The following is a 14,567-nucleotide window of genomic DNA, read 5'->3' as shown; positions in this document are numbered from 1 at the left end:
ATGTTGGCTGACCTGACGCCTTCGCGGGCAAGCCCGCTCCCACAGGTTTTTGTGTTGTTTGCAGGTTGTGTATCCGGCGCAAGGGCAGTGTTTAGCGCATCCGCCGCTTGATGATATCCAGCACATCACACCCATCACGCAACGGTATGGCGCACATCAGGGCGAAGTCGCTGAGGATGAAGGATTCACACTCGATGGAACCGCGCATGGACAGGTTTTCCAGGACCTCGACGACCGCGCGGATGCGGTAGTTGGCGGCTTCCAGCAGGATGTCTAGCGGGACGTGGGTGTCGATGAAGAAGGTGGGCATGTCGCTGCAGTTGCCGGTCATGGCCATGTAGCGATTGCCCGGGGGAGGCAATGGTTTTTCGTAGGGTGGATTCGGATTCAGTTTCGTCATGTTTGCAGTTCCTTTGGCTTTTGATCTAAAGCCGCCAGCAGCCTTCCTACAGGCGTGGGTGGCGGCCATGTGCGGGAGTAGGAACTGAGCCAAAGGCATTCTCAGCCACATCGAAACGTGGTCCCGCACACAGCCGCCGCAAACAAACTGCAGAGCCAATGCACGTTACCTTTGGAGGGTTCCTACACCCAGCCACCGCTTTCGCGGCGACGGGGAAAAGCCTATCCCGCCAACCCAACGCCCACCAGTTCATGCAAATCGCCGCAGTTCGAAGGAAATCTCCGAGGACTTCGCCCGGAAATTTCGCAGTTCCTACAGCGCGTCCTACAGCCAGAATACCAAAACACCCTGGGCGAGCGATTCTGCCTGAGTGGCAGCGGGTAAAACCTGAATGTAGGAAATACAGAAATTTCCTACGCCATCCGGGGCGTAAGCCTTCAGAAGAAGCCTATGCAGGTGACAGACATCCGAAAGAAATCCAACTCTTGGCCAACATCGATGCTGACTGACCCGACGCTTTCGCGAGCAAGCCCGCTCCCACAGGGGGTTTGTGTTGTTCGCAGATTTTGTGCCAGACAACGGAACCTGTGGGAGCGGGCTTGCTCGCGAAGAGGCCAGCAGATCCAACATCGATGCTGGCTGAGCTGACGCCTTCGCGGGCAAGCCCGCTCCCACAGGGATTTGTGTTGTTCGCAGGTAATGTAATTCCCCAATTATTACGCGGTTAAAAACGGACTTCGAATATCCATCATTAGTTCATGGAATTGAATTTACATACTAAATACCAGCAAAACGCCAGCACCAAAAAACCCTTAAATATCAGTAAGAACGATAACTAAGCCTGTCCACAACCCCGTACCACGCCAACACAACCAACGAACATCTTATTCTTCAATAGTCAGTATTACTGACCATGATTTTTGTAAATTCCTTCAGCTGTTAAAGTGCATCCCACGCGGAAATTGATGTTCTGGTTGCCCATCAGACTCATTCATTGCTCCCGCGTCCTTTGGCGTAATTTTTTTCGGCCCATCCGCAAATGGGCCTTTTTTTTGCCTGAAAAAAAGCACAGCCAATTGTCGCCACAGGAGCTACAGAGCGTAGCCATTTGCACGGTTTATCGATTTCTCGAGCAAACACAGACTTTGTCCCCCAGCCCGGACCAGGGCGCGGCACAACGACTGACTCCCCCGAGGAATGCAAACATGACCAAGCTCTACATCGCCGACCAAACCTGCTCCCAGGCCGTACAGATCATCGCCAACGAACCGGGCCTGAACCCGGAACTGGTTCACTTCAAAGTCTTCGCCATTTCAGCAGCCCGCCGCCGCACCTGTGGGAGGGGCGGTTAAAAGCGGGTCAGGCGATAAGCTTCATTTGCCCGGGTTAGGTGGGAGGCCAGGTCGGCGATGAGTTCGGCGGTGATGGCGGCTTGGGTGAGGCCAAGATGTTGGTGGCCGAAAGCAAGCAGCACCCGGCCTTCGCAGGCGCTGTCGATGATCGGCAGGGAATCGGGCAACGACGGGCGAAAGCCCATCCATGGGGTGGCGGCTTCGGCATTCAGGTCGTGGCGGAACAGGCCCTTGCTCAGGCGATGCAACTGCCACGCGCGTTCCATGCTCGGTGGCGCGTCGAGGCCGGCGAATTCGACGGTGCCGGCCAGCCTGAGACCGTCGGCCATGGGCGTCATGATGAACTTGCGCTCCAGCGAAGTGACGGCGAAGGGCAGCCGCTCGTGTTCGTGGGGCAGCATCAGGTGATAGCCGCGTTCAGTGTCCAGCGGGACTTTCTTGCCGGTCAGGGTTTCGGTGAGTTTTGCCGAGTGAGCGCCGCAGGCAATCAGGACCTGGCGGCTGTTCAGGCTGCCTTGCCCGGCGACCAGCGAAACCCCATTGGCGTGCAAGTGCCCGCCCTGAACCCGTTGCTTGAGAAACTGCACACCGCAAGCGCGTGCAGCGCTGACCAGTTCGCAGACCACCCGATAAGGGTCGAGAAAATGCCCGGTATGCGGAAAGAACAAGCCTCCCTGAATCTGCTCACTCAACTGCGGCGCCGCCTCGCGGACGGCACCTGCCTGCCAGAAATCCACCGGCACCTGCTGCAGACGCATGCGCGCCTGTAGCGCCTGGATCGCCGATGGCGATTCAGGACGTTCGAACACCAGCAGCGAGCCATCTTCCTTGAGCAGATCCGGTCGGGCGATCGTCTGCAACAGCCGTTGCCACGCCCCCAGACTGCCTTCGTTGAGTGCGCGAATGCCCGCTACGGTGCGCTGGAATGGCGCCGGGCGCAGGTTCAACAGCAGACGCGTAAACCAGGGCAAGGCGCGGGGCATGTACTTCCAGTCCAAGCGCAACGGGCCCATGGGGTCCATCAACATGGCGGGCAAACGCTTGAGGATGGACAGGTCGGCAATGGGAAACACCTGCTCGGTCGCCAGATGCCCGGCGTTACCGTAGGACGCGCCCCGACCGGGCTCTTGTTGGTCGACGACCACCACCCGCCGCCCCTGGCGAGCCAGTTGCAGCGCGCAGGCGACACCGATGATGCCGGCGCCGATCACGGTGATGTCGTGTGGATCGTTGGCTGTGCGATCGTTGGACATACCTCAGGCCTCTCTCTGCCCATCGAGCAAACGGCGCAACGTCAGTGGATTGCCGTGCTGGAGCGCGCGGGCTGCCAGTGACGTTTCCCGATAATCATCGAAGGCTGCCGCCGCGAGGGCGCAGGCCTGCTCGACGTGCTCGCCGGAGCCACCGGGATAGGCCGACTCCAGGGGCAGGTCGGTGGCTGGATTGATTCCGCGAATCGCTTCGCGGTTGCCGAGGATGGCCTGCTGGCCGATCAGCATGTTGCCTGTGAGGGTCATGGCGTTTCCTGAAAAAATAATGCGGGGACGAGAACAAAAAGCGGCGCACCGCAGCGCGCCGCCGTACCAGCGAAGGTGCGTCAGACCAGGTTCTGTTCTTTGCTCCAGTTCGCATACCACTGGCGGAACAGCGAGTACTGGGCTTCGGCGTAACGACGTTGAGAGTCGCTGAGCACGTCGGTTTCGTTGAAGTGCAGGCTGTATTCCTTGTCGCCGTTGAGCACCATCAGGTGTTTGTAATAGAGCACCAGATCGCAGCCTTCATCGAAGGAGGAAAGCACTGCCAGCGCCGACTCCAGTTCGCGCGCCTGGCGACGGGCCTTGGCATCGCCTTTGGCCGCCTGCTTGCTCAGGGCCACCAGTTGCAGCACTTCGCGGGGCAGGGCGTTGCCGATGCCGGTGATGGCGCCAGTGGCATTGCAGTTGACGAAACCGTGGACCACCTGGGTGTCGACGCCGACCATCAGGGTCACGTCATCGTCCTTGGAGGTGATGTTTTCAGCGGCATAACGCAGGTCGGCGCCGCCACCGAATTCCTTGAAGCCGATCAGGTTCGGATACTCGCGGCGCAGTTCGAAGAACAGGTCGGCGCGGGTGGCAAAACCGTAGTAAGGGCTGTTGTAGATCACCGCCGGCAGGTTTGGCGCCGCCTCGAGAATCGCCGCGAAGTGGGCTTTTTGCGCGGTGGCCGAAGCACCACGGGACAGCACGCGAGGGATGACCATCAAGCCATGGGCGCCGACCTTGGCCGCGTGGGCGGCGTGGGACACCGCTTCACGGCTATTCACCGCACCGGTGCCGACGATGGTCGGAATGCCGGCGGCCACCAGACGGGCCACGCCTTCCTGGCGCTCGGCCTCGGTCAACAGCGGCCAGTCGCCCATGGAACCGCAATACACCACGGCGCTCATGCCGATATCGATCAGCTCGCGCCCCTTGGCCACCAGAGCATCGAAGTCCGGCTTGCGATCGGCGGTGCATGGGGTCATCAGTGCCGGGATGCAACCGGTGAAGATGTTGTCGCTCATTGTTCTAACTCCTTGCTGCGTTCATTCAAAAGTTGTGTTTACTAAAAGTTGCGTTCATTCGCGCCGAGGAGGCTCAGATGCCCCAGGCGAAAGGATCCTGCTCGTCGATCAGCAGCGTGCTGTCGGCGGTCATGTAGGCGCGGCCGGTGATGTACGGACGCACGCGCTGGCCTTCGTGTTCGAAGCGGCCTTTGAATTGGCTGCCGGTGATGCTGGCCTGAATCCAGGTGTCGCCTTCGGCCAGTTTTCCATCGGCCGCCAGGCACGCCAGCTTGGCGCTGGTGCCGGTGCCACAGGGGGAGCGGTCGTAGGCTTTGCCCGGGCACATGACGAAGTTGCGGCTATCGGCCTGATCGTCGTCGGCGAACAGTTCGACGTGGTCGATCAGCGCGCCGTCTTCGCCGTGTATGCCCTGCGCTTCGAGGGCCTTGAGCATCGCCCAGGTGTACTCGGTGAGGGCTTCGACGTGGTCCATGTGCAACGCTTTGCCGTGATCGGAGACCAGGAAAAACCAGTTGCCGCCCCAGGCGATATCGCCGTGGACCTGGCCATGGCCGGGCACGTCCACCGCCACCTTCTGGCGATAGCGATAGGCGGGGACGTTGCGCAAGGTGACGTTGCCGTCCTCGTGCAGCGTGGCGCTGACCTGGCCGACCGGTGTGTCGATCTTGTGCTCGCCCGGTGCGATGTGCCCCAGGTAGTGCAGCGAATTGACCAGGCCGATGGTGCCGTGGCCGCACATCCCCAGATAACCGGCGTTGTTGAAGAAGATCACCCCGCAGGTGGCGTCCGGCGAAACGGGCTCGCAGTACAAGGCGCCGACCAGTACGTCATTGCCACGGGGTTCCAGCAGGCACGCGCGGCGCCATTGGTCATGATGCTCGCGCAGGGTGTCGCGTTTGTCGGCCATGGTCTGGCCGGCCAACTGCGGGAATCCGCTCATGACCAGGCGCGTGGGTTCACCGCCGGTGTGGGAATCGATTACCTGTACTTTTTTCATCAATCCATCCTTTCAAAAAGCTGGGGGCGAACGATCAGGCCGTCGCGGGGCGTGGACGGCAGTGGCCATAGATTGGACTTGTCGGGTGGGCGGCGATTGATGGTTTGCATAAGGCTGGATGACGAAATCGGCACAATGCGCACCCACGTAAATGTCGTCTCGACAGCACTTCAGGCATGGGGCAAGCTGCCTGACTTTCGTCTATCCGGACACGCGGGGAGTTAGATCAATGACGCAAGAAGCCTTCGCGATCCTGGGGCTGGGCAACGAGCAGAATCGCCCTGAAACCATGGAGCAATTGCTGGCGAGCGTGGCGCTTGTGCTACCGATGCTGGACGTGATCCCCAATGCCGCGATCTTCATAAAAGACCTTCAGGCGCGCTACGTCATGGCCAATCACACGCTGGTTCAGCGCTGTGGCCTGAAGCAGTTACAACCCTTGTTGGGCAGGACCAGCGCCGAGGTTTTCCCCGAGCAACTTGGGCCCGGTTATACCGAGCAGGATCGGCGTGTGCTGGAACAGGGACTGGTACTCGAAGACCAACTGGAACTGCATCTGTATGGCAGTCGAGAACCCGGCTGGTGCCTGACCCACAAACGGCCGTTGTATAACCGTTTCGGTGAAATCATCGGGCTGGTGGGCATCTCCGTCGACCTGCAATCGGCCAGCGACACCCACCCCGCGTACGAGCGCCTGGCCGCGGTGGACGAACACATTCGCACGCATTTTCATCGCCGCATCAGTCTCAGCGAACTGACGCGCATCGCCGGCATTTCCGTGGCGCAACTGGAGCGCTATTGCAAACGGGTATTCCACCTGACACCCCGGCAGATGATCCAGAAAGTGCGCCTGGAACATGCCCATCGCCTGTTGCACAGCGACCTGCCGATCACTGACGTCGCCCTGCAGTGCGGCTATACCGACCACAGCGCATTCACCCGCCAGTTCAAGGCATCCACCGGTTTCACCCCGCGCCAATACCGCCAGGCCACTGCTCACAGGTGAGGCGTGAACCGGCACTTATTTGATTAACCATGGTCAATGTTTCCCGCAAATTTGATCAAGGACAGTGAAAGCATGCTCACCACTCTATAAGCTGCACCCGCCGCCAAAAAGTGCCCCCTGCATCGGGCTCGCCGCTCGTTTAGTCCCCATCCAAAATCGAAGAAATAACCATGCACCTACGCAAAATTGCAGCTGGGCTGTCGGCCCTTGTTTTGCTTTCCACCGGCGCAGAAGCCCGCAGCCTGCTGGATCTGATCAAGCCACCCGCGCAACATCATGAACAAGGCTCGCGCTCGGGTTCGATCAGCCAAAGCGCGGCGCTGGATCTGTATTCCAGCCAACAGAAACAGGCCTCGTTCGACGGCTGCACCGAGTTGTTTCCATCCTCCAGGCCGCTGGCCATGGCCACGGTGTCGGCCAGCATGAAACCGCTGGCGCTGTGCTCCGACAATTTCGCCGTGCTGTATTCGCAAACCAGCAAGACGCCGCTGGTGGTGATCGAGCGCCTGAATGCCGCGCAACTGAAGGACGCCAAAGGCGAGGAACGCACCAACCAGTTTTATGCCGACCCACGGATTCCCAAGAGCGGGCGGGCGGAGTTGAGCGATTACCGCAGCCAGAAACCGGCGGTGGATCGTGGTCACCAATCCCCGGCGGCCGATGCGCCGAACCCGAATGCGATGGCGCAATCCTTCGCGCTGTCGAACATGGTGCCGCAGGATCCGACCAACAATCGCAAGATCTGGAGCAAGGTCGAGTCCGATGTGAGGAAGTTCGCCCAACGCGGCGGGGGCAATGTGTATGTGTTTACCGGGCCGTTGTTTGATTCTGGCCATGGAACGGTGGGGGACAACAAGGTCTGGGTGCCGACGCGGTTGTACAAGCTGGTGTATGACGCATCGTCCAAACGTGCGTGGGCGTACGTGCTGCCTAATGCTGAAACGCGGGTTGAAAAGCCGATGGATTACGAGACGTTCGTGAAGACGACGGGGTTGAATCTGTTGGGGAATCTGCCGGTGACGGGGTCTGTGGGCCGGACCTGATCAAGAGAACGCATGAAACCTTGTGGCAAGCCGAATACGTACCTGTGGCGAGGGGGCTTGTCGAAACGTCGCACCGCCCCGTTGGGCTGCGAAGCGGCCCCGAAAAGATGGGACTGCTGCGCAGTCCAACGGGGGCAAGCCCCCTCGCCACAATGTCATTACCAAAGACAGGTTAACGTTGGGCCTTGCGCAGCTGCTTGACCCGATACATCTCGCGGTCCGCCAGCTTCGTCGCTTCATCCACCGTGGTGCTGCCAGGCATCACCGCCACCACGCCAACGCTCGCGCCGGCGTAGTCGATGTCGTCCAGGCCGTGGCCCAATTCATAGCGTCCCACGGTGGCTTTGCTCAGGCGGTCCTGCAGCAGTTCGGCGGCATGGGACATGTCCTTGGCCAGGTCGTCCTGACCGGATGGAGTGCCCAGGGCGATCACAATGAACTCGTCACCGCCGGTGCGGCCGATGACATCGCTGGCCCGCAGAGCGTTCTGCAACTGGACGGAGACGCCACAGAGGAACTGGTCGCCCGCGAGGTGGCCGTGGGTGTCGTTGATCAGTTTGAAGCCGTCCAGGTCGATGACGCCGATCAGCACGAACTTCTTTTCCCGCTGGGCCAGGGCGAACAGGCGCGCGGCATCGTTGAGGATGGCACGGCGGTTGGACAGACCGGTCAAGGGATCGGAGAGGGCCAGCCGGGTCAGTTCGGCGTTGGCGACCTGCAACTGTTCCACCATGCGCTCGCGTTCAAGGGAATAGGCCAGCAGGCCTGACATCAGATTCAGCAACGGCTCGACTTCGGCAGAGCGGGGCACCCGATCGGAGCTGGCGGCGCAGACCGTGCCCAGCACTTCGCCTTCCTTGGATCGAATCGGCGCGCTGACGTAAGTTTTGATGCCCAAAGCCGCGGCGGCATCCGAATCGCCCCAGCATTCGGCGACGTTGTCCGAGTACATGCGATTTTCATCCAGCGCTCGTTTGCACAGGGTATCGGCCCAGGGCACGACCAGTCCTTCGGGAATCACCATGTCGCCGACGTTGCGCGCGAACTCGACGCGCTGCTCGCCAGCGTCGTTATCGATGGTGGTCAGGTAGGTCGACTCCATGCCCGTGACCTGGCTGAGCAGGGTCAACAACGGGCGGGTCAGTTGCTCGAGGGTCTGAGCTTTGGGGATGGTATCGGAGAGAAGGGAAAGGATCTGATCCATTCTAGGCAGGCCATCAGCTAAGGGATTTATCGATTATCGGCAGGCTGGAAGATTAGACCATAGGGGTAACCCCTAGATCTGGCGCCGCTCCCTGTAGGAGCCGAGCTTGCTCGCGATGCACGCCAGAACAACGCGGGGTGTCAGGCAGCCAGCGTTATCGTTGACGACCATCGCGAGCAAGCTTGCTCCTACAGGGATCTGGGACCAAGACATCGCCCGTCAGTGCGCGCTGGCATCGGCTTCGTGTTCGTCCGCGAACGTCATGAACACTTCAAAATCGAGCACCTCCAGATCGATTCGGGTAATGAAGGCCGAAAACGCCAGGTTTGCGGCCAGGCGACGCAAATCGCTGGCCCAGCCAGGCACGTGAAGCGGCCCTTTCAGAAAGCCAGACTCGAACAATGGCCCCAGGCGCACCGTATCCCCCAGATCAAGGCGTCCGGCGAACAACCGGCCGACCAGTTCCGGCCGATTGTCTCGAATCGCCAGGCGCAATAGGGTATGCACGCCCAAGAGGCCAGTCAGGTAGGCGGCGTCCTTGGTAAATGCGGAGCCGCCACGCAAGTCGGCGCCGCGGAAAATCCGCTGGGTCGAGCGGAACGACTCTTCCTCCGACTGACCTGCCGCCAGAAAACCTTCGAAAACCTGAATGAAATCGGCTCCGTCCAGTGCCTGCTGGACCGCCAGCACCCGCAGGGCCAGGCGGCGCAGGCGGTTGATGTCCATGCTGCCGGTGAACAGTTCGGCCAGGGTGGCGATGCCTTCCTGGGTCTGGGTGGTTCGAGGCGCTCCCAGTGAAAGACTTTTGAGACTGGGCTGCTGCGCGCCGTTCTGCGCAGTGGCCACATGCACGAAGGCCTCGTGTTGCAGCAATTGCTGCTTGTCCAGTTCCGAGAACAGGGCGCTTGAGCGCAGGCGGATGCGGCTGGATCCGGCAATCGCCTTGGCCGCCAGGGAAGAATCGAGCACCACCGAGATTTTCCCTGGGCCGAAGAACCGGTCCAGCTCCGGGCGCATCCAGTCCGCGAAGATATCGGCAGGGATGTCGGCGTGGCTCGGCGGAATCTGGGTGCCACCCAGCAGAGCGTCGGTGGTCTTGAGGAAGAAGCGGGCGGCGTCGAGCATGCTCAGCTTCAGGCGCGGATAGGGGAAATCCGGGCGTCGGTAGAGTGCTGATGAATAGCGGGTGAAGTCGGGCGTGCCGATGGCGCCGAGCATGCGTCCGGCAGTGGCGTAACTCTGCGCCGTGACGGCGAGGAAATTGCCGGCCGGATGCCCCTTGTCGCAACGGCCGATGAAGGATTCCAGAGCGGTGACCTCGGCGCCAAGGTCCCGGGGACGCTGCTCGACGTCGGGCAGTCGCGCGTTCCCGCTGCGCCAGCGGGAGAGAAAGTCCTCTTCGACACCATCGGGCCAGGCCAGGGCTTCGAGCACACGTATCTTGCGGGCAAGAACGGGCAGGGCGGTATCGAGTTCGGACAGCAAAGTGTCGCTCATGGAGATGTCTTCTTTTCAAAAACGGGGAGTCATCGCCCAAGCGTAGTCGCTGCGCGGATGCAGCGTAAAAGGGGGCATGGGGTCATCCGTCCTTGATTCATGTGCTACTCACTGTAGGAGCGAGCTTGCTCGCGATGCACGCAAGGACACCGCGGGGCAGCAGACCGCCAGCGTCATCGTTGAAGACCATCGCGAGCAAGCTCGCTCCTACAAGGGCAGTATTCATGAGCTGTATATACAGCTCAGTTAAATCCAGCTCGTTTGTCTGGAGGCCCCTGTCCCCGCATAAATTTCGCTTGATTAAGCTTGTATATACATGATTGTATTTACATCTGCACGGCTACCGCCGTTTCCTACAAAAAATCGAACGACGACAAGAGGCGAGGCGCTCGCGGACGCACCCTCATGCCGGTTGATGGAGCTTGAACATGACTGCTTTGAACCTGATCCCCGGCCAATTGAGCCTTGCCCAGTTGCGCGCCGTGTTCCAACAGCCGGTGAATTTGACCCTCGACAGCAGCGCCACCGCGCAGATCGACGCCAGCGTTGCTTGCGTGGAGCAGATCCTCGCCGAGAACCGCACCGCCTACGGCATCAACACCGGTTTCGGCCTGCTGGCCTCGACCCGCATCGCCAGCGAAGACCTGGAAAACCTGCAGCGCTCGCTGGTGCTGTCCCACGCCGCCGGCGTCGGCGAGCCGATCAGCGACGCGATGGTCCGCCTGATCATGGTGCTCAAGGTCAACAGCCTGAGCCGTGGTTTCTCCGGTATCCGCCGCAAAGTCATCGATGCGCTGATCTCGCTGATCAACGCCGAAGTCTATCCACACATCCCGCTGAAGGGCTCGGTCGGTGCTTCCGGCGACCTGGCGCCACTGGCGCACATGTCGCTGGTGCTGCTGGGCGAGGGCAAGGCGCGTTACAAGGGTCAATGGCTGCCAGCCACTGAAGCCCTGGCTGTGGCCGGTCTGGAGCCTCTGACCCTGGCGGCCAAAGAAGGTCTGGCGCTGCTCAACGGCACACAGGTGTCCACCGCATTCGCTCTGCGCGGCCTGTTCGAAGGTGAAGACCTGTTCGCAGGCGCCTTGGCCGTCGGCGGCCTGACCGTTGAAGCGGTACTGGGCTCGCGCTCGCCGTTCGATGCACGGATTCACGCCGCTCGCGGTCAACGCGGCCAGATCGACACCGCTGCTGCCTATCGCCATCTGCTGGGCGAGCGCAGCGAAGTGTCCGACTCCCACCAGAACTGCGAGAAGGTCCAGGATCCGTACTCCCTGCGTTGCCAGCCGCAAGTCATGGGCGCCTGCCTGACCCAGTTCCGCCAGGCCGCCGAAGTGCTGGTGATCGAAGCCAACGCCGTTTCCGACAACCCGCTGGTGTTCGCCGCCGCAGGTGATGTGATCTCTGGCGGTAACTTCCACGCAGAGCCCGTGGCCATGGCCGCTGACAACATGGCCCTGGCCATCTCCGAAATCGGTTCGCTGAGCGAGCGCCGCATCTCGCTGATGATGGACAAGCACATGTCGCAACTGCCGCCGTTCCTGGTGGCCAACGGCGGCGTGAACTCCGGTTTCATGATCGCCCAGGTGACCGCTGCGGCTTTGGCCAGCGAGAACAAGGCGCTGGCCCATCCGCATTCAGTGGACAGCCTGCCGACTTCCGCCAACCAGGAAGACCACGTGTCCATGGCTCCGGCTGCAGGCAAGCGTCTGTGGGAAATGGCCGAAAACACCCGTGGCATTCTCGCCGTGGAATGGCTCGCCGCCTGCCAGGGCCTGGACCTGCGCGACGGCCTTAAGACTTCCGCCAAACTGGAAATCGCCCGCAATACCCTGCGCGAAAAAGTCGCGCACTACGACAAGGACCGCTTCTTCGCCCCGGACATCAACGCTGCGAGCGAACTGTTGGCTTCCCGCTGCCTGAACGAACTGGTTCCGGTTCGTTTGTTGCCAAGCCTCTAAACAGGCGCCTCTTTAGACAAGCGTTTCAGCCGGGAGCGCTCGCTCCCGGTATCAGAGGTGCTACGTCCCTCGCAATCTGACTTCCCGGGAAGGGTTAAGGGCAGGGGCTCCTGTCAATTGTCCCTGTGAGCGCCATTGACCGGCAGGCGACTGCCCAGGCGATAGCGCGAAGAGGGATGGATCAAGCGCACATAAGTGACGATCTTGCTTTGATTCCAGGTCCGGCGCATGAGCACCAGGCAGGGTTCGTTGATGTCGATTTGCAGATATTTGCTTTCGTCGCTGCTGGGGTGACTGGCCTCGACGATGTGCTCCATTTCATCGGGCCGCAGGACCTGCAGCAGGTACATGGCCGGTTGCAGGTTGGCGCCAAAGTCCTGCTGGAGAAAGTCCGGAATCATCTCGGGATTGACGTAGCGATCCTCGAGTTGCACCGGGATGCCTTCTTCGCTGTGCACACAGATCACATGAAACACCGAAGCACCGGTGGGCAGCGACAATGCGGCAGCCACCGGCATCGAGGCGACTTCGCGTCCCAGATGCAAAACCTTGCAGCTGTACTGGTGGCCCCGAGCAACAATTTCATCGCCGATGTTGGTGATTCGCAGCAGGTTCGATTGCGGCTTGCTTTCGGCGACGAAAGTGCCCACGCCAGAAATCCGTACCAGATGACCTTCCTCGGTCAGCTCGCGCAGGGCCCGGTTGATCGTCATGCGCGACATGCCCAGTTCCTCGACCAGCCGATGCTCCGAAGGAATCATGTCCCCGGCCTTCCAAACGCCCGCGCGAAGCTGGTCCTGCACGAAATCCTTCGCACGCCGATAGAGCGCTTGCGGTGCATTTTTGATCATTGGTTGGTCCGTATCTGCGCGGGGAGTGGAGAGAAGGTGGGTATCCTCACAGTTTGCGGGGGACGGGTGCAAGTGGGGAGGGCGTTCGGATGCGTATCCGGCCTTAATCCCTGAGGCCGCGCCTCAGAAATCCAAATCCATTTGCCCTGTGCGATTCGATTGCTCGCAAACGGCATCAAGCATTTCCCGGCCCTCATTGCGCACATTACTCACTGCCTTTGCCACCTTGTACCAGTCGAAGTCCTGCACTGGCCGGCAGTGCTGCTGCGCAATGTGCCGTGCACGCTGCGAAGAAGTATTCGGATCTATCCACTCCCGCGCCTGTTCAGGTGCCAGGACCACCGGCCGACGTTCATGGATGTCCAGCATCCTGCCGTCGCTGGCAGTCGTGATGACCACGAAACCATCGCCATCATCGGGTTCGCCGGCGGGGCGCACCTGAGCGAGGCCTGCGTAGAACATCGGGGTCTGATCTTTCAGCGTGAAGTAGTACGGCTGCTTTCGCTTGGGATCAGACGGATCTTCCACCCACTCGAACCAGCCGTTGGCAGGGACCAGCGCACGGCCCTGTGGCCATAGATCCTTGAAGAACCGGTTGCTCGCCATCGTCTCGACCCTGGCCAGAATGGGCAGCACTGGATTTGCCTTCGCCCAGGCCGGCGACCATCCCCATTTCACCTTGTCGACGCTCAGTCCGCCTTCGACCGACCGGATGATTTCGACGCGATGGGTCGGCGCGACGTTGTAGCGCTCGATCGGCCACAGGTCGTAGCCGTTGATCACGGGCTGTTTGGTGGCCAGTTCCTTGAGGTAGTAATCCATGGACTCATAGATCGAGTAGCGCCCGCACATACTGTCCCCTCGTCGCATTCTTCACCCGCGAGATTGACCGCGAGCAGTACAGATTGTTAACTGTATATCTATACAGTTAATTCCTACAAGGCTTGCCAGATGAGCGTTACGATCCTTGGCCCGTTGTTGTCAGGCGGCGATAAGTTGCCGTTTTTTTCCTGCCATGTGGCGGCCGGTTTCCCGTCCCCCGCGGCTGACCACATCGAAAAGCACATCTCCCTCGATGAGCTGTTCGACATCCGCGCGCCGCATGTCTATCTGGTCCACATCGAGGGCGACAGCATGCGCGGTGCGGGCATTCATTCCGGGGACATCGCCATTGTCGATCGCAGCAAGGAAGCGCGGCACGGCGACATCGTCATCGCATCGCTCAATACCGATCCGGTGTGCAAACGGCTGTACCAGCGTGATGGCGTCGTGGTGCTGCAGTCGGAAAATCCGGCCTATCCGCCGCGTTACATCATGGAAGGCGACGAGCTGTCGATCTGGGGCGTTGTCAGTTACAGCGTTCGTGACCATGGCAAAGACTGAACCGGTGTTCGCGCTGATTGACTGCAACAGCTTCTACGCAAGCTGCGAGCGGGTCTTTCGGCCGGATCTTGCGAAGACGCCCATCGTGGTGTTGTCGAACAACGATGGCTGCGTCATCGCCAGGTCCTACGATGCGAAGCCTTTCGTGAAGATGGGCCAGCCTTATTTCCAGATCAAAGAGCATTTGCGCCGCAACGGTGTCGTGGCGTTCAGCAGCAACTACGCGTTGTACGGCGACATGAGTGAGCGTGTCATGACCATCATCGAGTCGATGGTGCCGGCGCTGGAGGTCTACAGCATCGATAAGAATAAATTGCATACTGTG

Annotated in this window: 13 protein-coding genes and 2 pseudogenes; 6 read left to right on the top strand and 9 right to left on the bottom strand. The window is 60.5% G+C overall.

All coding sequences use genetic code 11. The annotated features are described in order from the left end of the window. Positions 1-91 precede the first annotated feature (91 nt). Positions 92-400 (bottom strand): hypothetical protein, encoded by a 309-nt coding sequence (locus K9857_RS17855; protein WP_224537917.1) that lies wholly within the window; start codon positions 398-400, stop codon positions 92-94. Between the two features lie 1,205 nt (positions 401-1,605). Here K9857_RS17855 and K9857_RS17850 point away from each other — a divergent pair. Next, complete coding sequence (locus K9857_RS17850; protein WP_224537915.1) at positions 1,606-1,752, top strand: hypothetical protein; 147 nt, start codon at positions 1,606-1,608, stop codon at positions 1,750-1,752. Here the strand turns inward: K9857_RS17850 and K9857_RS17845 are convergent. From K9857_RS17845 to K9857_RS17830, 4 genes and pseudogenes are all read right to left on the bottom strand, one after another. Further along, positions 1,749-3,005: an NAD(P)/FAD-dependent oxidoreductase gene (locus tag K9857_RS17845; protein ID WP_224537914.1), complete on the bottom strand. Its 1,257-nt coding sequence runs from the start codon at positions 3,003-3,005 to the stop codon at positions 1,749-1,751. The genes K9857_RS17850 and K9857_RS17845 overlap by 4 nt on opposite strands. 63 nt (positions 3,006-3,068) lie before the next feature. Continuing rightward, positions 3,069-3,269: pseudogene (locus tag K9857_RS17840) on the bottom strand (aldehyde dehydrogenase (NADP(+))); the annotation flags it as partial. Between the two features lie 80 nt (positions 3,270-3,349). Continuing rightward, positions 3,350-4,297, bottom strand: a complete 948-nt coding sequence (locus K9857_RS17835; RefSeq protein WP_224537912.1) for a dihydrodipicolinate synthase family protein — start codon at positions 4,295-4,297, stop codon at positions 3,350-3,352. A 73-nt stretch (positions 4,298-4,370) separates the two neighbouring features. Beyond that, the gene (locus K9857_RS17830) at positions 4,371-5,297 is read right to left on the bottom strand and encodes a 4-hydroxyproline epimerase (protein ID WP_224537910.1); all 927 of its coding nucleotides are present in this window, start codon (positions 5,295-5,297) and stop codon (positions 4,371-4,373) included. Between the two features lie 229 nt (positions 5,298-5,526). On the opposite strand from K9857_RS17830, the gene K9857_RS17825 reads away from it, so the two are divergent. Continuing rightward, positions 5,527-6,303: an AraC family transcriptional regulator gene (locus K9857_RS17825; protein WP_224537908.1), complete on the top strand. Its 777-nt coding sequence runs from the start codon at positions 5,527-5,529 to the stop codon at positions 6,301-6,303. Positions 6,304-6,473: 170 nt separating this feature from the next. Continuing rightward, positions 6,474-7,346: a DNA/RNA non-specific endonuclease gene (locus K9857_RS17820; RefSeq protein WP_224537907.1), complete on the top strand. Its 873-nt coding sequence runs from the start codon at positions 6,474-6,476 to the stop codon at positions 7,344-7,346. A gap of 172 nt (positions 7,347-7,518) precedes the next feature. On the opposite strand, the gene K9857_RS17815 is transcribed toward K9857_RS17820, so the two are convergent. Both K9857_RS17815 and K9857_RS17810 read right to left on the bottom strand, forming a co-directional pair. Continuing rightward, positions 7,519-8,550, bottom strand: coding sequence for a sensor domain-containing diguanylate cyclase (locus K9857_RS17815; protein WP_224537906.1), 1,032 nt, complete (start codon positions 8,548-8,550; stop codon positions 7,519-7,521). 219 nt (positions 8,551-8,769) lie between these two features. Beyond that, a complete protein-coding gene (locus K9857_RS17810; protein ID WP_224537904.1) occupies positions 8,770-10,047 on the bottom strand; it encodes a flavohemoglobin expression-modulating QEGLA motif protein in 1,278 nt (425 codons plus the stop codon). 428 nt (positions 10,048-10,475) lie between these two features. Here K9857_RS17810 and hutH point away from each other — a divergent pair, with 428 nt between their 5' ends. Next, positions 10,476-12,008, top strand: coding sequence for a histidine ammonia-lyase (gene hutH, locus K9857_RS17805; protein WP_224537902.1), 1,533 nt, complete (start codon positions 10,476-10,478; stop codon positions 12,006-12,008). Between the two features lie 113 nt (positions 12,009-12,121). Here the strand turns inward: hutH and hutC are convergent, their stop codons facing one another. Next, complete coding sequence (gene hutC / locus K9857_RS17800) at positions 12,122-12,859, bottom strand: histidine utilization repressor (protein ID WP_224537901.1); 738 nt, start codon at positions 12,857-12,859, stop codon at positions 12,122-12,124. 123 nt (positions 12,860-12,982) lie between these two features. After that, complete coding sequence (locus K9857_RS17795) at positions 12,983-13,711, bottom strand: SOS response-associated peptidase (protein WP_224537899.1); 729 nt, start codon at positions 13,709-13,711, stop codon at positions 12,983-12,985. A 99-nt stretch (positions 13,712-13,810) separates the two neighbouring features. On the opposite strand from K9857_RS17795, the gene K9857_RS17790 reads away from it, so the two are divergent. Then, positions 13,811-14,242, top strand: coding sequence for a LexA family protein (locus K9857_RS17790; protein WP_224537897.1), 432 nt, complete (start codon positions 13,811-13,813; stop codon positions 14,240-14,242). Continuing rightward, a pseudogene (locus K9857_RS17785) lies at positions 14,229-14,549 on the top strand (DNA polymerase V subunit UmuC); the annotation flags it as partial. The gene K9857_RS17790 and the pseudogene K9857_RS17785, both read left to right, overlap by 14 nt. Positions 14,550-14,567: the final 18 nt, after the last annotated feature.

The sequence above is a fragment of the Pseudomonas sp. REP124 genome (assembly GCF_020164475.1).
GTDB lineage: Bacteria > Pseudomonadota > Gammaproteobacteria > Pseudomonadales > Pseudomonadaceae > Aquipseudomonas.
The sequence above is the reverse complement of the archived record's forward strand: the minus strand, read 5'-3'. Positions and strand labels throughout refer to the sequence as shown.